Annotated in this window: 23 protein-coding genes and 1 tRNA gene; 23 read left to right on the top strand and 1 reads right to left on the bottom strand. The window is 33.7% G+C overall.

Annotated features, from left to right (window positions below):
- From OLM52_RS00120 to OLM52_RS00105, 4 genes are all read left to right on the top strand, one after another.
- Positions 1 to 1,251: a TolC family protein gene (locus tag OLM52_RS00120; RefSeq protein WP_264549137.1), complete on the top strand. Its 1,251-nt coding sequence runs from the start codon at positions 1 to 3 to the stop codon at positions 1,249 to 1,251.
- Between the two features lie 24 nt (positions 1,252 to 1,275).
- Positions 1,276 to 2,154: an HlyD family secretion protein gene (locus tag OLM52_RS00115; RefSeq protein ID WP_264549136.1), complete on the top strand. Its 879-nt coding sequence runs from the start codon at positions 1,276 to 1,278 to the stop codon at positions 2,152 to 2,154.
- 84 nt (positions 2,155 to 2,238) lie between these two features.
- On the top strand, positions 2,239 to 2,715 hold the full coding sequence (locus tag OLM52_RS00110) for a cytochrome c (protein WP_264549135.1): 477 nt from the start codon (positions 2,239 to 2,241) through the stop codon (positions 2,713 to 2,715).
- 3 nt (positions 2,716 to 2,718) lie between these two features.
- Positions 2,719 to 3,108, top strand: a complete 390-nt coding sequence (locus tag OLM52_RS00105; protein WP_264549134.1) for a hypothetical protein — start codon at positions 2,719 to 2,721, stop codon at positions 3,106 to 3,108.
- Positions 3,109 to 3,750: 642 nt separating this feature from the next.
- Here OLM52_RS00105 and OLM52_RS00100 read toward each other — a convergent pair.
- Positions 3,751 to 4,443, bottom strand: a complete 693-nt coding sequence (locus OLM52_RS00100) for a helix-turn-helix transcriptional regulator (RefSeq protein ID WP_264547986.1) — start codon at positions 4,441 to 4,443, stop codon at positions 3,751 to 3,753.
- A 108-nt stretch (positions 4,444 to 4,551) separates the two neighbouring features.
- Here OLM52_RS00100 and OLM52_RS00095 point away from each other — a divergent pair, with 108 nt between their 5' ends.
- The 19 genes from OLM52_RS00095 (at position 4,552) to OLM52_RS00005 (ending at position 14,780) form a co-directional block, all read left to right on the top strand.
- Positions 4,552 to 4,737 (top strand): hypothetical protein, encoded by a 186-nt coding sequence (locus tag OLM52_RS00095; protein WP_264547987.1) that lies wholly within the window; start codon positions 4,552 to 4,554, stop codon positions 4,735 to 4,737.
- A 3-nt stretch (positions 4,738 to 4,740) separates the two neighbouring features.
- The gene (locus OLM52_RS00090; RefSeq protein WP_264547988.1) at positions 4,741 to 6,732 is read left to right on the top strand and encodes a hypothetical protein; all 1,992 of its coding nucleotides are present in this window, start codon (positions 4,741 to 4,743) and stop codon (positions 6,730 to 6,732) included.
- Positions 6,733 to 6,779: 47 nt separating this feature from the next.
- The gene (locus tag OLM52_RS00085; protein ID WP_264547989.1) at positions 6,780 to 7,640 is read left to right on the top strand and encodes an ATP-binding protein; all 861 of its coding nucleotides are present in this window, start codon (positions 6,780 to 6,782) and stop codon (positions 7,638 to 7,640) included.
- Positions 7,627 to 8,259: an ATP-binding protein gene (locus OLM52_RS00080; RefSeq protein WP_264547990.1), complete on the top strand. Its 633-nt coding sequence runs from the start codon at positions 7,627 to 7,629 to the stop codon at positions 8,257 to 8,259. Before OLM52_RS00085 ends, OLM52_RS00080 begins: the two co-directional genes overlap by 14 nt.
- A gap of 7 nt (positions 8,260 to 8,266) precedes the next feature.
- The gene (locus OLM52_RS00075) at positions 8,267 to 8,638 is read left to right on the top strand and encodes a hypothetical protein (RefSeq protein WP_264547991.1); all 372 of its coding nucleotides are present in this window, start codon (positions 8,267 to 8,269) and stop codon (positions 8,636 to 8,638) included.
- Between the two features lie 140 nt (positions 8,639 to 8,778).
- Complete coding sequence (locus OLM52_RS00070; RefSeq protein WP_264547992.1) at positions 8,779 to 9,009, top strand: hypothetical protein; 231 nt, start codon at positions 8,779 to 8,781, stop codon at positions 9,007 to 9,009.
- A complete protein-coding gene (locus OLM52_RS00065; protein ID WP_264547993.1) occupies positions 9,009 to 9,767 on the top strand; it encodes a DUF3164 family protein in 759 nt (252 codons plus the stop codon). The genes OLM52_RS00070 and OLM52_RS00065 overlap by 1 nt, the downstream gene beginning before the upstream one ends.
- Positions 9,751 to 9,939, top strand: coding sequence for a hypothetical protein (locus tag OLM52_RS00060; protein ID WP_264547994.1), 189 nt, complete (start codon positions 9,751 to 9,753; stop codon positions 9,937 to 9,939). The genes OLM52_RS00065 and OLM52_RS00060 overlap by 17 nt, the downstream gene beginning before the upstream one ends.
- A gap of 14 nt (positions 9,940 to 9,953) precedes the next feature.
- Positions 9,954 to 10,070, top strand: a tRNA-OTHER gene (locus OLM52_RS00055).
- A gap of 24 nt (positions 10,071 to 10,094) precedes the next feature.
- Entirely contained in the window at positions 10,095 to 10,310 is a 216-nt protein-coding gene (locus OLM52_RS00050) for a hypothetical protein (RefSeq protein WP_264547995.1), read from the top strand.
- 94 nt (positions 10,311 to 10,404) lie between these two features.
- Positions 10,405 to 10,698, top strand: a complete 294-nt coding sequence (locus OLM52_RS00045; RefSeq protein ID WP_264547996.1) for a hypothetical protein — start codon at positions 10,405 to 10,407, stop codon at positions 10,696 to 10,698.
- On the top strand, positions 10,685 to 11,104 hold the full coding sequence (locus tag OLM52_RS00040) for a hypothetical protein (protein WP_264547997.1): 420 nt from the start codon (positions 10,685 to 10,687) through the stop codon (positions 11,102 to 11,104). The genes OLM52_RS00045 and OLM52_RS00040 overlap by 14 nt, the downstream gene beginning before the upstream one ends.
- 64 nt (positions 11,105 to 11,168) lie before the next feature.
- Positions 11,169 to 11,453, top strand: coding sequence for a hypothetical protein (locus tag OLM52_RS00035; protein ID WP_264549133.1), 285 nt, complete (start codon positions 11,169 to 11,171; stop codon positions 11,451 to 11,453).
- Positions 11,440 to 11,613 carry a hypothetical protein gene (locus tag OLM52_RS00030; protein ID WP_264549132.1) on the top strand — a complete coding sequence of 58 codons (174 nt, stop codon included), beginning with the start codon at positions 11,440 to 11,442 and terminating at the stop codon, positions 11,611 to 11,613. Before OLM52_RS00035 ends, OLM52_RS00030 begins: the two co-directional genes overlap by 14 nt.
- Positions 11,614 to 12,080: 467 nt before the next feature.
- Positions 12,081 to 12,314 carry a hypothetical protein gene (locus OLM52_RS00025; protein ID WP_264549131.1) on the top strand — a complete coding sequence of 78 codons (234 nt, stop codon included), beginning with the start codon at positions 12,081 to 12,083 and terminating at the stop codon, positions 12,312 to 12,314.
- A gap of 97 nt (positions 12,315 to 12,411) precedes the next feature.
- Complete coding sequence (locus OLM52_RS00020) at positions 12,412 to 12,729, top strand: hypothetical protein (RefSeq protein ID WP_264549130.1); 318 nt, start codon at positions 12,412 to 12,414, stop codon at positions 12,727 to 12,729.
- A gap of 241 nt (positions 12,730 to 12,970) precedes the next feature.
- A complete protein-coding gene (locus tag OLM52_RS00015) occupies positions 12,971 to 13,192 on the top strand; it encodes a hypothetical protein (RefSeq protein WP_264549129.1) in 222 nt (73 codons plus the stop codon).
- Between the two features lie 619 nt (positions 13,193 to 13,811).
- Positions 13,812 to 14,333 (top strand): hypothetical protein, encoded by a 522-nt coding sequence (locus OLM52_RS00010; protein ID WP_264548005.1) that lies wholly within the window; start codon positions 13,812 to 13,814, stop codon positions 14,331 to 14,333.
- 234 nt (positions 14,334 to 14,567) lie between these two features.
- The gene (locus OLM52_RS00005; RefSeq protein ID WP_264549128.1) at positions 14,568 to 14,780 is read left to right on the top strand and encodes a hypothetical protein; all 213 of its coding nucleotides are present in this window, start codon (positions 14,568 to 14,570) and stop codon (positions 14,778 to 14,780) included.
- Positions 14,781 to 17,755: the final 2,975 nt, after the last annotated feature.

Raw genomic sequence — 17,755 nt, 5'->3', positions numbered from 1 at the left:
ATGAAAGCTAAGTTAATCATACTGATAGTATTGTTTATATCAATATATACAAATGCACAACAGACTTTAACCTTGGAAGATTGTTACACATTAGCTACAAAAAATTATCCTTTATCAAAACAAACAGGATTAATAGAACAAAAATCAAGTTATGAAATTGAAGCATTAAGCAAAGGAAAATTACCAAAAATCGATATAAACGCACAAGCAACTTATCAATCTGAAGTGATAGGATTACCTTCTTCTCTGCAAGGAGTTCAATCTTTGAATAAAGATCAATATAGAGCAACTTTAGATGTAAATCAATTAGTATACAATGGTGGAATAATTGATGCAAATACTAAATTAAAAGAAGCACAAACCAAAACACAACAGCAACTAATTGAAGTTAACTTATATCAAATAAAAACTCGAATTAATCAATATTTCTTTTCTGTTCTATTACTTCAAGAAAAAAAGGCACTACTATCTTCAAAAAAAGAGTTATTAACTTCAAAAGTTAAGGAAGTGAAATCAGGAGTCAAATTTGGAGCAATTCTTCCATCATCAGAACAGGTTTTAGAAGCAGAAATTATTAAAATAAACCAGCAGTTAACAGAAATTAAATTTGAAAACATCAAATTATTAAATAACCTTTCAGAATTAACTTTTTCAGATATTGATACCGAAACAATTTTAATACAACCAGTTTCATATTCAAATAGCACTAATATAACAAGACCTGAAATTGCTTTTTATGATTTACAACATCAGCAATTAGAGTTCTCGAAAAGTGTACTATCTAAATCAAATCTTCCAAAAATAAATGCTTTTGGTCAAGCTGGTTATGGTAATCCCGGATTAAACATGTTAGACAATTCTTTTCAAACATTTTATGTTGTTGGCTTAAAAGCGAATTGGAATATTTTTGATTGGGGCAAAACCAAAACAGATAAAAAAGCATTAGATATATCTAAAGAAATAGTAACATCTGAGAAAGAAACATTTGAATTAAATAACAAAATACAATTAGAAGAGCAAGATTTTGAAATTAAAAAATTAGAACAACTGCTCCTTTCTGATACTGAAATAATTCAAATACGTGAAAAAATTATTAAATCCTCGGATACTCAATTAAAAAATGGTGTGATAACATCGTCTGAATATCTTATAGAATTAACCAATTTATTTGAAGCAAAAAATATTTTGAAAACGCATGAAGTTCAATTAGCAGCAGCTAAATCAAATTACGAAATAATTAAAGGAAAATAAAATAGTATCCGAAAAAATTAAAAAATGAAAAAAATAAGCATAATAATTTTAGCAACGATAGGGTTAATTTCTTGTAACAAAAATAACGACAAAGCTGACGGTTATGGGAATTTTGAAGCAACTGAAATAACTATTTCTTCAGAAGCTAACGGTAAAATAGAGTTTTTAAAAGTCGAAGAAGGAGATGAATTAAAATCTCAATTACAAGTAGGATTAGTTGATACATTACAATTACATTTTGCGAAACAACAATTAATTGCCTCTAAAAACACCGTATCGTCAAAATCCGCAAATGTAATATCTCAAAAAAGCGTCTTACATGAACAATTAAAAACAGCTAATTTAGAGAAAAACCGAATCCGTAATATGTATGCTGAAAATGCTGCAACTAAACGACAAGTAGATGAAATTGATGGAAAGGTAAAAGTTATCAAAGAGCAAATAAAAAGTGTCGGAACTCAAAATGCACCTATTTTAAATGACTTAAAATCGATAGATGTACAAATTGCTAAAATCAATGACCAAATAGCAAAAAGTAAAATTATTAATCCTATTAATGGAACTGTTTTGACTAAGTATGCTGAACCAGGCGAAATAACAGCATTTGGAAAACCACTATACAAGATAGCTGATATTTCTGAAATGACTTTGCGAATCTATGTAAGCGAAACACAGTTGTCAAAAATAAAAGTTGGACAAAATGTATTGGTAAAAATTGATGCTGAAAAAGATATGAAATCATACCAAGGAAACATTTCATGGATTGCATCTTCGGCAGAGTTTACTCCTAAAATTATTCAAACAAAAGAAGAACGAGTAAATCTCGTTTATGCAGTAAAGGTAAAAGTAAAAAATGATGGCAGTCTAAAAATCGGAATGCCAGCAGAAATGTGGATAAAATAACAACTTAATAGTTAGTTTTAAGTTTATATCATTAACAATTAATTTTTTAAAAACACCTAATTTTAAAAATTATATAGAAAAAATATGAAAGCAAATCTTATAATAATCGTAATTACATATTTTTTTATTTCAAGTTGTAATAACAAAACGTCATCAATTCAAATAAACGAAAGCAATTTAACTACTGACAATAAAGCATTTGAATTATTTCAGCAAAAATGTTACGCTTGTCATAGTGTTACAACAAAATCTCATGATGAAATTATTGCTCCTCCAATGGTAGCTGTAAAACGTAGATATATGAAAGAGTATGATTCTAAAGAAGATTTTGTAAAAGCTATTGTTGCTTATGCCATTGATCCGAAAACAGAAAATGCTTTGATGATTGGAGCTGTTGATAAGTTTACAGCTATGCCAAAACAAGATTTTAAAGAAGATGATTTAACAAAAATTGCATCTTACATTTATGATAATGAAATTGAAACTCCAGAATGGTTTGAAGACAATTTTCAACAAAAGCATAAAAATGTACAAGGGATAGGAAATGGTAGAAATAAATAAACAATGAAAAATTTAATATCATATAGCATAGCAATTCTGTTAGCTGCTTTTGGTTTGCTAACCTTGTTTTTGAGTGCTTCAGTAATTTTTGACTTATTTGGAATTAGAGCCAAAGAAGGAAATTATGTTTTGTTCATAGTTTGGGCAAATTTCATCAGTAGCATAATCTATTTAGTAGCAAGTTATGGCTTTCTTAAAAACAAAAATTGGACATCAACTATTTTAGGAATTTCGGCACTAATTCTCATAAATGCATTTATTTGCTTTATTATTTATATCTACACAGACGGAGTGCATGAAACCAAAACAATTGGAGCAATGATTTTTAGAATTGTTGTAACCATAATCTTTGTTGCATTTGCTTATTTCACTATCAATAAAAAAACAAATTAATATTAATTAAAAAATCATAGAACATGTTAAAAATAAAAATTGCCCTTTTAGCTACATTTAGTTTACTTCTTTTCTCTTGTAATACGAAATTAAGGGCTATAAAATAAATTGTACATAAATAAATAATATAAAAAAGGTCGAAAAGTCTAATAAAATAAGGCTATCAGACCAAAAAAGGTCAAAATGTGCAATAAAATAAAACGTGCATTAGTACTCTATCTACTACTATTTTAGTTCCATTCACAAAAGCATTTTAAACGCATTTAAACGCTTTACTACTACTCTACGGTACAAACATACAAAAAAGCCTTATTTTATTGATAAATAAGGCTCTTTTTTTGCTGTTTAAACACCAATTAACAACTATTTAATTGGCTTTTAAAAGTTGGAATCAAAAGAACAACAAAAACAATTCATTTTATTAAATTTTTGATTTGCGGTTACAGTTGGGGTTACAGTTGCAGTTACAAAACAATAAAAAAAATTAACTTTTAAAAGATATGTATTACAAAAAAACAAGATGAAAGTATTCAAAAACAAGTTTAAAGTAATACTTATTGCCTTTATTAAAACATATAAAAACAACAAAAACCGCTAATTATCAGAGGTTTAAGTGTTATTTGAGTAAATTTTATATAAAAATCAGCTCATTGAGTTGATTCTAATAGATGCCTTTATTAGCGCAAGTGCCTTTATTGAGTTTAAATGCACGTCTTTTGGCTGATGATGTGAGTTCTGAGAAACAATCTTAATATACTCTTCTCCCTTTTCTGATTTATGGATCCATTTTACGGTTACATATTCCTCACCTTCTAAATTTATTGAAAGCAAATACATTTCTCCAAAAAATATGCTTTCTATACTATTATTGAGCTCTTTATACATAATGATGTCACCACTTTTTAAAAGCGGATACATACTATCTCCAGTTACATAAATAGCGCCATCACATTTTGGAAGATTAGGTATTGAAATAAAATCGATAGGCTTTTTATTTCCATTATCGTTTTTAAATAGTCCAACCACTCCTGCAGTTGCCTCAATATCATACAATGGTACCTTCTGGGAATCAATTGTTTTGTCGGTCTTTAATTTATAAACGGCTTTAGGCTCTAAAAGAACATTATTAGGCACGTGATCATCTTGTAACAAATAGTCGAAACTTATTTCGAGGACTTCTTTAATTTTCAATATAAAATCAAGTTTAGGGGTTGTTGATTTCCTGTAATTTCTAATGTTTGCCTCACTTGTTCCCATAGCATCAGCGAACAAAGAGTTGTTTCCTTTGTAGTACTGGATGGCTATCTGGTTAATTTTATCATTTATTATACTCATAAATAGGCAATTAGAAAAAAATATCGAAAAAATATTCGAATTTATTTTTTTAATTCGAAAGAACTTTCGATATTTGTTTCAGATTTCAAAACAAAGCTACTAAATATTATGACAGAATTTACATCAAAGCAAAGAAAATTAATAAATAAATCTGCATTAGCCTCTAAGTATCAATGCACAGATGCTTATGTAAGACTTGTTTTAAAAGGAGAAAGAGAACAAAATACGGACATAGCTAAGTCAATAGTTGAAGACGCAAAAAAAATGTTGGAAATTTTAGAACAAAAAGGATAAACCATGTTTGAATATTTTGAAAATAGAGTTTTATGTGTGCAAGCCAGTTGGCTTACATCCTCTGGAATAGTCAGCGAGCCAAATTATAAGCAGCTCTGTTCAAGAGGTCACATTATAAAACTACAAACAGGCGGAAACGGAAGAAAAGCATTAATCGAATTTAACACAATGAGAACAGATATAAAAAATAAAGTAATTGAAATAGCGGGCGACCCTTACGCAAAGGTTACCACGATTTCATTTATTGATTATATCGAGCAAGACCAAAAAGCCTACGAGTTCTTTAAAAATTACACGTTAGATTCTGGCGAGGCACTTCCTGAAAAGAATATCAAAGAGTATTGCACTAATGCGAACATCTTAAACGCAATCAACACTATTTATCAAAACAAAGCAATGCAACGCAAAGCATTAGCTGGAGCAAAATTAAACGTTTGGCAAAAAATTGCAGAGGTTGTTTCTGAACTTCCAAAGCACACTTATCCGCATACGTTACCAACTAACCATAGAAGACTTAAAGACAAGCTTAATCAGTATTTAAACGATGGTTACACAGTTTTAATACACAAAAACTTTTGCTCTAAAAACGCCGAGAAAATTAATGAGGAGGCAGGTCGTTGGATATTTGCACGTTGGTGCGATAGAGTGCAAAAGTGTACGAGCTTCAATCAATTACTACGTGAGTATAACCAAGAGGCACAAGAGCGTGGATGGAAGGAACTGAAAACGGAACAGTCACTGATCAATTACTTATCGCCTTTAGAATACTTGTGGTATGGTTACCGTTACGGAGAGCTAAAAGCAAAAGAAAAGTTTACGTATCACCACAAAACGGCTCTTCCATCAATGAGAGATTCACTTTGGTATTCAGATGGTACAAAACTAAACTTCTACTACCAAGACGAAAACGGCAAAACGGCTACAATGCAAGTGTATGAAGTTATGGATGCTTACTCTGAGGTTTTCTTGGGTTACCATATTTCAAAAACGGAAGATTACCAAGCACAATACCACGCTTATAAAATGGCAATGAAAACGGCGGGAGTTAAACCTTACCAAATTTCATTTGATAACCAGGGCGGACACAAAAAATTAGAAAGTGGTAATTTCTTAAATAAGATTTCACATTTAGCAATCAAAACGCAACCATATAACGGTAAGTCTAAAACAATTGAAAGTGCATTTGGTAGATTCCAACAACAATATTTAGCGCAGTACTGGTTCTTTACAGGACAAAACATTACAGCGAAAAAAGTTTCGAGCCGTCAAAACTCGGAAATGATTGGAGCCAACATTCACAACTTACCAACGCTAAGCGAAATAATGTCAATTTATACAAAGTGTCGTGAGCAATGGAACTCGGCACCAAATCCAAAAACAGGAGTGTCAAGATTGGAAATGTACTATAACTCTGAAAACCCTGACACACCTCAAGTATCGCCACTTCAAATGGTAGACTTCTTTTGGATTGAAAGAGAAAAACAAGTTACCTGTACATCTGGAGGCATAACCTTCAAAGAGAAAAATGTACAATTTGACTATATGGTGTACAACGGAGATAGAACGCCAGACTTACAGTGGTTAAATGAGAACATCAATAAAAAGTTCACAATCAAGTTTGATCCAGACGACATGAGTTTGATTATGCTTTACGAAAAAACGCCTCTAGGTTTAAGACTGGTTAAAGAAGCCGAAACCAAAGTTGTGCTACATAGAGCGAAACAAGAACAGGAAGAGTTTGAAGCGGGTTACTTTAAAACAGTTGGCGATAAGCTAAAAGAAATTAGAATAGCTAACCGAGATAAAGTCGAAGAGATTTTAGAGCAAGAAGGCAGACGAAATGCAGACTACGGATTGAATGAGCCAGCACTTGCAGGAATTGAAAGCTCTAGAGCTAAAAAGCAAAAAACCGCAATCGGTACCTATCAAAAGAAAGTGAGCGAAGCGGTTTTACTAGACGAAAACGGAGACGTAGACATCTACAACATTATGTAAAAAACACGGATTGCAGTCCGAATTAATAACTAAACTAAAACAAAAGTATGACAACAGATTTTAAAAAACAAGTTCAGGAAAGTCTTAGAACTTTCATCGCGCAGAAAGGAAGCCAAAACAAAGCGGCAAACTCTTTAGCTGGAGTATCATCTGCATTGCTTTCACAAATTATGAACGATAACTGGGACAACATCTCTGAGGCAATGTGGAGAAATATCGCAAGCCAAATAGGTGCCAGTGCAAAAACTTGGTCTTTTGTTGAAACTACAGACTACAAACTAATCACAAAGCTTTTAACAGATGCTCAAGAAAACGCCAACGTTTTTGCAATGACTGGCGATGCTGGTTCTGGTAAGTCTAAGTCCTTTGACCTTTACATACAAGACCACAAAAACGCCTATTTATTGAGCTGTGCAGAATATTGGAACCGTAAAGAGTTCTTAGTGCAATTATTAACGGCGATGGGTGTTGACTATACAGGGTACACAGTTGCCGAGATGATGAATGAAATTGTTAAGAAATTAAAATCTTCTGAAAATCCGCTTATCATTTTAGACGAGGCGGACAAATTACCAGATACAGTGCTTTACTTCTTTATCACACTTTACAACCGATTAGAAGACCACTGCGGAATCATTCTTTGTGCAACGGATCATTTATCTAAACGAATCCAAAAAGGCATCAAGTTAAACCGAAAAGGATACAAAGAAATTAACTCACGTATAGGTAGAAAGTTCATCGAGTTAAGAGGTGTTAATGCCACAGACGTTGCGCAAATATGTATGGCAAACGGAGTGGAAGAAACAAAAGCAATAAAACAAATCTTTAACGAGTGCGACGGAGATTTAAGAAGAGTTAAACGTTCTATTCACGCTTACAAAAATCGAAAGGTAAATGAGCAAGATTAAAAGAGCCATTTCGGTTGACGAAATAGAGAAAATGAAGTTCAAAGAATTACAATTGTCGCCTTTTTTTGGCAAGTTATTAGGCAGCCCCGAATGCTCAGGCGTTTGGATTGTTTGGGGCGAATCCTTTAACGGAAAAACAGCCTTTTCGCTTCAACTTGCTAAAGAGCTAACAATGTCAGGAAAAGTATTTTATAACACACTGGAAGAGGGAGCTCGTAAATCATTTCAAACGGCAGTTATAAATAACAACATGAAAGAAGTAGCTCGAAAGTTCGTAATTGGAAATCGAGAAAACATTGACAACTTAAAAGAAAGGCTACGCAAAAAGAAATCACCTGATATAATTTTTATTGACTCCATCCAGTACACTGGAATGACAAAAAAAGAATATCAAAGTTTAAAAGAGGAGTTCCCAAACAAGTTATTCATTTTCATTAGCCACGCTGACGGAAAAAACCCAAAGGGAGCATTGGCAAACTTCGTAAAATATGATGCTGACATCAAAATACGAGTAGAAGGTTACAAGGCGATGTGTTTAAGTCGACTTGGAGGAGATAAAGAACCATACATTATCTGGGCGGAAGGTGCTGCTCAATACGATTTCAATTTAAAACAATAACAACATCATGACAACCTTAGCAAAATTAAATTTAGACCAGGACCAATACGAATTAATGATTTTTGGGATTTACTCTCGTTGGTGCGAAAGCGTTACCATAAATCACAAACAATATCAAACCGTACTCGCAAATGCAATGGTAAACAAATGGTTTATCATCGAGTTATTAAAGTGCGAAGAGGAGTTTCACAACTTAACAGATAGATATGTTGGCTCTCCTACAATATCAACACAAGACCTAAAAAATTGCTACAAAGAAACAACATATCGATTGTTTAGTATTAAGCCAACAGCTTTACTGGATAGTTTAAAATGTTCTGGTTCTAAAAGCATAAGAAGCAACGGAGTTCCAGTTTTCACAGCATTAAATCAAAACTAGTATGCCACAGAAAATAAAAACACTCAGCGAACGAATAACGGAGTTAGAGGAATGGCTAAAGCACAACCACGATAACCCGTTTAGAACATGCGTAGAAAGCGACCTTAGAGAATTAAAGGAACAACAAAAAAAACAATAAGATGCATTTAGAAGAAATCAGCCAACGTATTGAGGAACTACAGGATGCCCTTGTAATAGATACAGAACTAAAGAAAACAATTTTTACTCCAGGAGAGCGAATTTGTATCAATCAGGAAATTGCATCGCTTCTAGATAGAAGAAAGTACTTGTTTTCTGAAAAAAAACTTAAGGAAGTTTTCGTATACAATGTTCCAGAAAGCATAGAGAACAAACTAAAAAAATTAAAGTAATGAATTTAATTAATAACATCGAAGTAATCGAACCACAAATTTTAACAGAAATGAGCACAGAAACATTAGAAAAACCAATCGACGTAAGCCAATTAACAGAGCAGGAACTATTAGACGCATTGGCAAAAAAGAAAAACCACAAAAACGAACAACGTGAGGCTTACAAAGCTTTAGTTGCAGAGACTGTTCCAAAAGCAATTTTTAGATTGTGCCACGCTTCCGAAATTCTATCAGTTGCCAAAAAGGAAACCTTTGAATTTTTTGAAAACATTCTTTCACTTAAAAATGAGGTGTACGAATTAAAAGAAAAACAACGCTCGCACACCTTTTCAACGGATACATCTCAAATTACTATTGGTTACCGAGTGAACGATGGTTGGGACGACACGGCACACGCAGGAGTTGAAAAAGTTAAAAACTTTATCACATCGTTAGCAAAGGACACAGACACTGCAGCACTTGTAGAAATGGTTTTTGATTTATTGAAAAAAGATGCCAACGGAAACTTAAAAAGTAACCGAGTGCTGGAGCTTCAAAAGTTAACCCAAAAATTTAACAACCCTGAGTTCTCAGATGGAGTGGAAATCATATCAAAAGCATTTAAGCCTGTTCGCTCATCGTGGTATATTGAGGCTTGCCTTATAGAAGAGGGTAAAAAGACACCAATTCCTTTGAATATTTCAAGTGTTGATTTTGCAGAGGGTTATAAGTTCGATTTTTTCAGTAAAGAAGATAAAGAAGATGGCAGTTCAAATTAGAGAAATAAGAAAGGGCGAGGAATATGAAGTAAACGGCAAAAACGTGTACAAAGATTCCAATAACAACTGGATTTCCCGTGAAGAGTTAACCGAAGAGGAATTCGTAACCTTCAGAAGACACAATAAGCTCGCAGAAGACAACCAGCGCTTCTACGGCAATAAGAAAGTTTAGTTGGTTAATTGGTCTCCCGAGTGGCGAAATTGGTAGACGCTAGCCCACTGGTAGGGCGAGATAGTGGAAGGTTCAATTCCTTGCAATCGTGGAATACGACTATCGTACAGGTTCGAATCCTGTCTCGGGAACAAAACTTTAAAAATCAAACAACAATGAGAACTCAAAAAATAATACCTAGAAAGTATTACAGCATTAAATTGCCTCTTACTCCAACTATGTTACACGCTTTCCTATTGTACTATTTCAATGCACCAAGTTGGCTAATTGGTATTTATGGAACTTTATGTGTAATAGTTTGGATTATAGTTTTTATAGGAATCTATAATCAGGAGCAAGATGAATCACTTGTTAATTCAACTAAAGAGTAAAATAATAACCAACGGCGGAGCTTGCAAATGATAAAAAAACAAACATCATAAAAATTGGGAACCGCAACACTCCGCCGTTTAAAAACAAACAACTATGAACGCAACGCATTACTTTGTTTACACTGGGCACGCCACCCAAACAAAAAACAAACTCCAAGAGGAATTTATGGCTTACTTAAAAAGCCTTCAGGGAACTTTAGTAAAGGCAAAAGAGTTAATCAAATTACAAAACGAAATCAGAGCCAAAGCACAAGAGCTGAACGAAAAATACAAACGATGTCAACCTTTAGTGCTGTCCTTTTCTAATTTGTACACTAAAAACGGTTATATGATTAATGGCTTTCACTTTTTAACCTTTCAAGTAATACAGGCTTATGAACGCAACTAAAGAACAAAAGCGAGCCATTGCCATAAATACGGCAAACAAGGACATCAAAGAAGAGTTTGTGCAATGGGCAACAAAAGACGTAAAAAAAACCTCCACAAACGACTTAACTTTTGAAGAGGCAAACAAAATTCTCGTTCAAATAGGACAAAAGCCACACAAGGCAGAAAACTGGGCAATTTTTGACAATAACAACCCAAAGCACAGAACAGTTCTTTCATTAATGAGACAGGCGCAGTGGGTAAAGCCACACGAACGCCACGGAGAGGTTCCAGACTTGGAACGCTTAGATGCCTTTTTAAAGAGTAATAAATCGCCAGTTAAAAAGCCTTTAAAGACTATGGAACCCGAAGAGCTAGAAAAGATTATCAAAGCATTTAAAGGAATCGTTAAATCAGTATATAAGTAGTATGGAAAAGTTTTTTATAATAATATTCATTTTATTGGCACTATTCGGGATATTCACTTTTATAATGGGATGTTTATTCATTTCGGCTGCAAATGACCCCGATAAATGCGATTGCACAGATCCAAACCAATGCGAGAAATGGTGCAGCGCAAAGGAACTTTTTACACGGGCAACTTCCTATAAAATTACTGAAGAGTGTAAACATCCAAATACATTAACTCAGGTTTTAGAATCCTTCGCCACTTGCGAAACCACTATCGAAGTTTGTGCCGATTGTAACGAACCACTAACAGAACCTAAACAGAATGCAGATGAAAATGCACCTTTTATCAATTATGAAAATCGTTGAGTTAGGATTTAAAGAACTCAAAGGAGATAAGTTAGACAACAACGAATATTACCGATGGTGGCAAATTAAAAAAAACGACTGCGAGTTAGACATTACCTACGAGTTTGACAATAATAATAAAGTAAAAACGCCTACTTGGAGTTTAACGGAGAGCAACTAAAAGGCAAAATTATCACACTTGCCGATATTGAAACACTAATAAAACTAATGTAATGATAAGAACCATTTTTTTAATAACCGCAATAATCATTTTTACACTTGGAGTTGCACTCCAGTTTATTTGCACGCTTCAACACATAAGCCTTTTATGCTTTGGCGTTTCAAGTTTAATGTTTTTACTCTTAAAAGACAAACCAATTAAAAAGGCAACCAACAATTGCAAAGGAAACTGTAAAAATTGTGCATGTAAAATCAATTATGATGAACAACATAACCAAACGTAACCGACTACTGGAGCAATACAAATCCTACGAGGATTATTTGCCCTTTTGCCCTTCAGAAACAAACCAAAGTTAATGGAGGAAATGCTAAGAATTAACGACCAAATAAAAAAGATTCACACAATGACACTTTCACAGCTACAAACCCAAGTTGATGAATATGTCGACACCAAAAAAAGCAAACTAAATGAAAGTAGAACTATCCCTATTGGCAGAAACATATATAATAATTGCGGGAGCCTTACAGCCAGTTTATAACAGTAAATCTCACACAAGAAGAGAAAAGTCTACTTTATCAATTGCCCTTGATGTTGTTGCAAAAGTTGATAGTAAAGTATGTAGCTTAAAAGGTAAAACATCTTTGTTTTCACAAAAAAGAAAGTCAAACTTTCACTTAAACATCATGAAGCGGATATGTTAGAATTATTATTAATTGACCAAATTCAGTATGCGACTGAGCCATACATCAAAGGTCAAATTCAAAAAACAATTGATCAACTAAATCAAAAGCTAGCGTAATGGAACTGCAAACCACATACAGAGCAAAAGGCAAAACAATAGGTCTCGAGTTCTTGTTTAAATACGACTTAAACGGCAATTTAAAGGTTTTTGAAATTGTGGAAGGAGAGCTAAACACGGAGCAAATGATTTGGTTATTTAGTAGCAACTTTCCAGCAACTGAAGAAATAATAAAAACCAAGTGGATTAAGCTAGATAAGTACAAGAAAGTATTTGAAATAACCACATCGCCCGCCGTTATAACCTTTGATGCTCTCTGGAACCTATACGACTATAAAGTAAAACGTTTTGACGCTGAGAAGTCATTTAAAAGCTAAAAGAACATGAAATAATAAAGTGCTTTACATCGATACCAGGATACAACAAATACCTATACCGAAAACAAATAGCAAAAGCGCATTTATCAACATTTATCAACCGCAGATATTTTGAGGACGATTATAACAAGTACAATAACTATGGAACAGGAAGATTTAAGAGCCAAAGTAAATAGAATTAATGCTATTCTATTTCAAACAGGATTAACGAGCGTGCAAGTTTGATACATTTTGGAAAAAAATGAGAGCAGAATACTTTAAAAGAAAGAAAATGCAAGCCATTTGTAACGCAATTGGAGAACTCAAAAAAGGTGCAACGGCAATTAAGGATTTCGGAAACTCATTAGATGAATTAAATCCAGCTATTAAAGAGCTAACGGGAAGTTGTTACGCAATTAAAAACTATCAGAGCCAAACAAGAAACGTAGTGCCAACAAATTTTTATAAAAGATGCCACAAGTAACCAAAGTAATGCACATTGAAATTACAACCAGAGCAGTTCCTGGACAACTGCTCTGATAACGAACTAAAAGAAATTGATTTATTAATACAATCCCAACGCTTCCAGAACCGAATAAACGGGTTAAAATAAGCGGATTTAAACAAGCTAAAAAGAAGATGACAAAACAAAGTAAAAAACACAGCATTTTAGAAAGCGTTGCCAATACGATAATTGGCTTAGTGGTAAGTTACCTAGTACAGCTATTCAGTATTTCCACTAATACGGCATACAAATAAGCCACAGGCACGAATATTCAAATAACCTTGATATTCTTTATTATTTCATTCACTCGCTCTTATGTAGTTCCGTAGAGCATTTAACAAATTAAAATAAATCAACATGCAAAAAGAAATTTAGCTTCAGAATTATTGAATTAGAAAATCATCAAGTTTTATTACAAAAATCATGGAATGAAGATGACGACAAACCTAGTTTAATTTTTACATTTAACTTGAAAAGTTGTTGTATAAAACAAAACCCATAGTTTTACCAATGAAATTTCCAGAGATAAAGTATTTGATACTTTTACTGATGAACAGGCTCAAAATATGATTGATTCAACGTCTAAACTTTTTGATTAATGATTCTACCATTTAGCCAACAATTAAACGGAAAGCCTACCTACTTTGTAGAGAAAGTATTAAACGGTCTTTTAAGAAAAGAAATAGATCCATCAGGCGACCTTCTGACAAGCGTAGTTGAATTTGCTAGAAAAAGCGATGCAACTTATGGTTGGACACTTGAAAATATTTACCAAGTAAAGCCAAAATTCCACACCATCAGAGAAGACAAAAAAAACCGATGGAAGGTTGGTACTAAAATTGATTTCTTTATCAATTGCCGTCAAAAAGATATGTTTCGCTTTGCTCCAGTTCTGCCTGTAGTGAGTATTCAAAGGGTTTTTATGACATATTTACCACAATGTGGTAATGGGTTTGAGCTTTCAATTAACGGAAGAAAGCTAGCACCAAACGAAATAGAAATACTTGCAATTAATGATGGCTTTGACTCTATAGAGGAATTTGAAAATTATTTTATTTCGGTAATGAAAGATGACGAGTTTTCGGGTAAAATTATTCACTGGACAGATTTTAAATACTAATTATGATAACATCGCAACAAATAGAGGCAACAAAAAGCCTTTCAGGAACTAGAAAAAGTAACGCAAAGCATCTACAGACGTAAGCAAATGATGGATCAAGTAAAGCAAGAACTTCAAATTGCTAAAAACGTTGGCTTTGAACAATACGAATCTGTATATCATCCCAGACCGTATGTGTGGAAAAGTAATTAAAGAGTTATTAGAAATTTAATATATTTGTCAAAAGCAAAAAAAATGGAATTAACTAAAGAAGAATACCAAAAAAAAAGAGAAGAAATAATAAACAATTTCACTCAAGGATTTATTGATAAAACATATAATAATAATGCCTATACTATGGCAATTATTGAAAGTTTAATTAGAAATGAAAATCCATATAATATTATTGAAAAACTTGTTATTAATCAAGACATTCTAATTAAAAAATTAAATGAAGTGATTTACTAATTCTCCTATGCCTCCAATAATAATATACAAAATCAAAAATAAAACAACCATGAAAAAATTATTTTCCCTTTTATTGCTCTATAAACCTTTGGAGGCATTTGGCACAAGATAGAAGGCAACCATTAACGCAATGGTGCAATCTAATACAGTTGAAGAGATTAAAAGCTTACCTCCTGACAAAAATTTTCAGTTCTTGCAGCGGGGATAAATTTAACTTTTACAAAGTAACTGATTAGAACTTTACGAGAGGACAAATTTAAAGTTGTGGTTTATACTCCCGCATCAATGACCGAAGAGGAAAAGAACAAGAGTTTACACCCTGAGAAAAAGCAAAGTGGAGGCTTATTGGTAGTTTGGAAAGGCTACTGAAAGCGGATATACATTTTATGATGTAAGCAAGTACGGGAGCAAACCTTAAACCTTTCTGGAACCCAAACATTTACCAGCAACCGACACACAATACCGAGTGAATAAAGAGGCTCAAGTATAAAATAGGTCCGAAATGAAGAAACCTACAGTATTTTAAAAATCTTATTAAATGGAGCTCTAAAACGGCTAACATATAAGCAGATAGAAATGGCTGTGAGGTTTGATATTGATTTTTCAAAAAGTACAGAAGAAATGAGAAAAATTTATAGTGGATTAATTTAATTTAAGAGTTGACTTTTAGAAAAGAATCAGTAAAAAGATGGCCCACAACTTACTGAAAAGAAAAAAGACCAGACAAACCTATGTTTAGAAGTATTATAATTTAAAGAATTAAAACAAAACATTGAGACTTTTATTTTTAATAAATTATAAAACCCGACTGATTGTCGTCGGGTTTTTTGTGTGATAATATTTTCTTACTTTTGCTATATGTCATGTAGGGAACAACAATAGAGCAATTGGTATTCAAAAGAATAAGCTTACTCCGATAGCAAAAAAATTAAAGAATTGTATCAGGATTCAGTTAAGGGACTCATCCGCGTACGTGCCTACGACTAAAATTCTTAGTGAAGTACATTTACCTGTTTACGCCCAATTTCCGCGCACTACTTTATACGAGGTTCTTTGGTGACGCCCAATAAATAAGCTACTTAGAGAACTGGAAGAAATGGAAACCAACAACTTGCCATTCAAAAGCACAAGTAAGACTATTTCGCCGACTATAATATTTGCCGAGCTTATGCTCGTAAAGCAATTTGATACTCCTGTATATTCCATCATCACGGCGCACTCGTTTGTGGCTTTTTCTCATTATGCCCCAGTATGTTGCCGTAGGTTTTCCATCCGTGCACTTTTTTATGCACATCATCAAGAAGACCAAAAACCGACCACGCATTATCCTTTTGACCTTGCGGTGCTCTACTACTTAGTGTTTGATAATTTTAGGTTTGGTTCGCAATTGTAATGGTTATACTATCCTGCAGCGTTTTGTCTATTAACGGGGTAGTAGCACTATTATCACGACTTATGTTTTTTCAAAAACTAAACTAGCATATCAATAAGCGCACAAGGAAAACTGTGCGGGCGGGTTTGGACTGTAGTCGTCTAATTGTCCCGGATCCTCGTCTACATATTTAAAGCGCCGTTACTTCGGCAACTTTGTTCTGTATAGCTTTGTATAATATCTTTGCATTATTTTTTCATGTGGTTAAAAATTATAATCTTTAATAATTCTTGTACATTAGAGTCACACAATATCGACCTTCAACTCATTTGCCTAACGATTGGATGGTCGCCAATAAACTGTCGTTGCTCTATTTTCATTTAGCACCAACTTTCTGAAGTGCTAAGTTTTTTCCATTGTTGCGCTCTGCAGACAAAACGTTGCGCACGTTCTCCTTTTCCTTTTGGACGCTCCTGAAGCTTTGTAATACATTGCCCAAAAAAAGCGTTTCATTTTTTCAGTTACTTCAATTTCTCCGCCGTCGTTATTTATAGATGCATAAGCAAAGAACTACTCCAGTTTATATCGTTTGAACTTTGCTACTTCTAATTGAGCGACGCAGTTCCCAGAGCGAACCATTAAAGAGCCACGTCTATTAGGTTAAAGTTTTGTACCTCGCCATTTGTTTGTAAAAAATCCTTTCGCGTTCAAAGTTTCGGTCAAACTCTTCCGTTAAGTCCACTCGAATATCAGAGAGAATATTTTTAGTAAAGTCGTTATTTTCCATCTTTCAATTTACTTGCTCCAGCTACTTTATGTGTATGGATGTTTTGGCGGCATTAACTTTTGTTCTTTTGCCCGGGTTAAATCTAAAAAATCTCAAGTCGGTTTTTGCCGTCCTTTCCAATTTGCGGTTGTCGCTTCTCTCCCGCTTTAATTGAGCTTATCCGATTCGCTCGCCTCGTACTTTATCTTTTAGAACCTCCACAGCTGTGCATCGACAACGCCAACCATTTGGTAGGATAAAAGCTATTCCAAAAGCGTCTTCTTTGGGTAAACGTAATATCGTGCAATGCTTTGTGGCTATCACGCACACGGTCATCGCTCGCTGTTCTATACTGTAATGTTGTAACGCTCCGAAGTTCCTACTCAGACCATTTGGCAGCCATTTCCGACGATGTTAATTGCAAACTGGTATTCTGCCTCCAAGTACGTTTGATTATACAACACGTTTAATCTGTCGAACTCGCTCGCTAATTCTTTGTACGGCTTAATTGTTCCGTCCTCATTTTAATAGCAACTGCGAAGCTTCAAAAAGTTGCGGCATTGGGCTTTTAAACCTCCAAACAAAAAAGCATCGCTTTGTAAAGCCTTTTTCATTTGCTCGGGCATATCGTTGTCCTTGATTCCTAAATGTTAAAATATCATACTGTTCCCTTGATTAGGTTTTGGTATGCTTTTTTCGTTTTTCAGGTCTTCAGGTTTGTAGCCTTTGTTCTTGTGCAACTGTTTAAAAGCCTTTAACGAGGGTTGTTTAAAAAGCGTTTAAAAAACGTATCGTTAAGAAAAGATTTATAACGCTTTTTTTCCCGGCTTGACAGTC

It is taken from the genome of Flavobacterium sp. N2820, assembly GCF_025947285.1.
Taxonomy (GTDB): Bacteria; Bacteroidota; Bacteroidia; order Flavobacteriales; family Flavobacteriaceae; genus Flavobacterium.
This window is presented reverse-complemented; position numbering and strand designations above follow the sequence as displayed.

Bases quoted from the DNA above. Each gene is read 5' to 3' on its own strand.
- OLM52_RS00120 (WP_264549137.1), top strand. From the start codon at position 1: ATGAAAGCTAAGTTAATCATACTGATAGTATTGTTTATATCAATATAT.
- OLM52_RS00115 (WP_264549136.1), top strand. From the start codon at position 1,276: ATGAAAAAAATAAGCATAATAATTTTAGCAACGATAGGGTTAATTTCT.
- OLM52_RS00110 (WP_264549135.1), top strand. From the start codon at position 2,239: ATGAAAGCAAATCTTATAATAATCGTAATTACATATTTTTTTATTTCA.
- OLM52_RS00105 (WP_264549134.1), top strand. From the start codon at position 2,719: ATGAAAAATTTAATATCATATAGCATAGCAATTCTGTTAGCTGCTTTT.
- OLM52_RS00100 (WP_264547986.1), bottom strand. From the start codon at position 4,443: ATGAGTATAATAAATGATAAAATTAACCAGATAGCCATCCAGTACTAC.
- OLM52_RS00095 (WP_264547987.1), top strand. From the start codon at position 4,552: ATGACAGAATTTACATCAAAGCAAAGAAAATTAATAAATAAATCTGCA.
- OLM52_RS00090 (WP_264547988.1), top strand. From the start codon at position 4,741: ATGTTTGAATATTTTGAAAATAGAGTTTTATGTGTGCAAGCCAGTTGG.
- OLM52_RS00085 (WP_264547989.1), top strand. From the start codon at position 6,780: ATGACAACAGATTTTAAAAAACAAGTTCAGGAAAGTCTTAGAACTTTC.
- OLM52_RS00080 (WP_264547990.1), top strand. From the start codon at position 7,627: ATGAGCAAGATTAAAAGAGCCATTTCGGTTGACGAAATAGAGAAAATG.
- OLM52_RS00075 (WP_264547991.1), top strand. From the start codon at position 8,267: ATGACAACCTTAGCAAAATTAAATTTAGACCAGGACCAATACGAATTA.
- OLM52_RS00070 (WP_264547992.1), top strand. From the start codon at position 8,779: ATGCATTTAGAAGAAATCAGCCAACGTATTGAGGAACTACAGGATGCC.
- OLM52_RS00065 (WP_264547993.1), top strand. From the start codon at position 9,009: ATGAATTTAATTAATAACATCGAAGTAATCGAACCACAAATTTTAACA.
- OLM52_RS00060 (WP_264547994.1), top strand. From the start codon at position 9,751: ATGGCAGTTCAAATTAGAGAAATAAGAAAGGGCGAGGAATATGAAGTA.
- OLM52_RS00050 (WP_264547995.1), top strand. From the start codon at position 10,095: ATGAGAACTCAAAAAATAATACCTAGAAAGTATTACAGCATTAAATTG.
- OLM52_RS00045 (WP_264547996.1), top strand. From the start codon at position 10,405: ATGAACGCAACGCATTACTTTGTTTACACTGGGCACGCCACCCAAACA.
- OLM52_RS00040 (WP_264547997.1), top strand. From the start codon at position 10,685: ATGAACGCAACTAAAGAACAAAAGCGAGCCATTGCCATAAATACGGCA.
- OLM52_RS00035 (WP_264549133.1), top strand. From the start codon at position 11,169: ATGGGATGTTTATTCATTTCGGCTGCAAATGACCCCGATAAATGCGAT.
- OLM52_RS00030 (WP_264549132.1), top strand. From the start codon at position 11,440: ATGAAAATCGTTGAGTTAGGATTTAAAGAACTCAAAGGAGATAAGTTA.
- OLM52_RS00025 (WP_264549131.1), top strand. From the start codon at position 12,081: ATGAAAGTAGAACTATCCCTATTGGCAGAAACATATATAATAATTGCG.
- OLM52_RS00020 (WP_264549130.1), top strand. From the start codon at position 12,412: ATGGAACTGCAAACCACATACAGAGCAAAAGGCAAAACAATAGGTCTC.
- OLM52_RS00015 (WP_264549129.1), top strand. From the start codon at position 12,971: ATGAGAGCAGAATACTTTAAAAGAAAGAAAATGCAAGCCATTTGTAAC.
- OLM52_RS00010 (WP_264548005.1), top strand. From the start codon at position 13,812: ATGATTCTACCATTTAGCCAACAATTAAACGGAAAGCCTACCTACTTT.
- OLM52_RS00005 (WP_264549128.1), top strand. From the start codon at position 14,568: ATGGAATTAACTAAAGAAGAATACCAAAAAAAAAGAGAAGAAATAATA.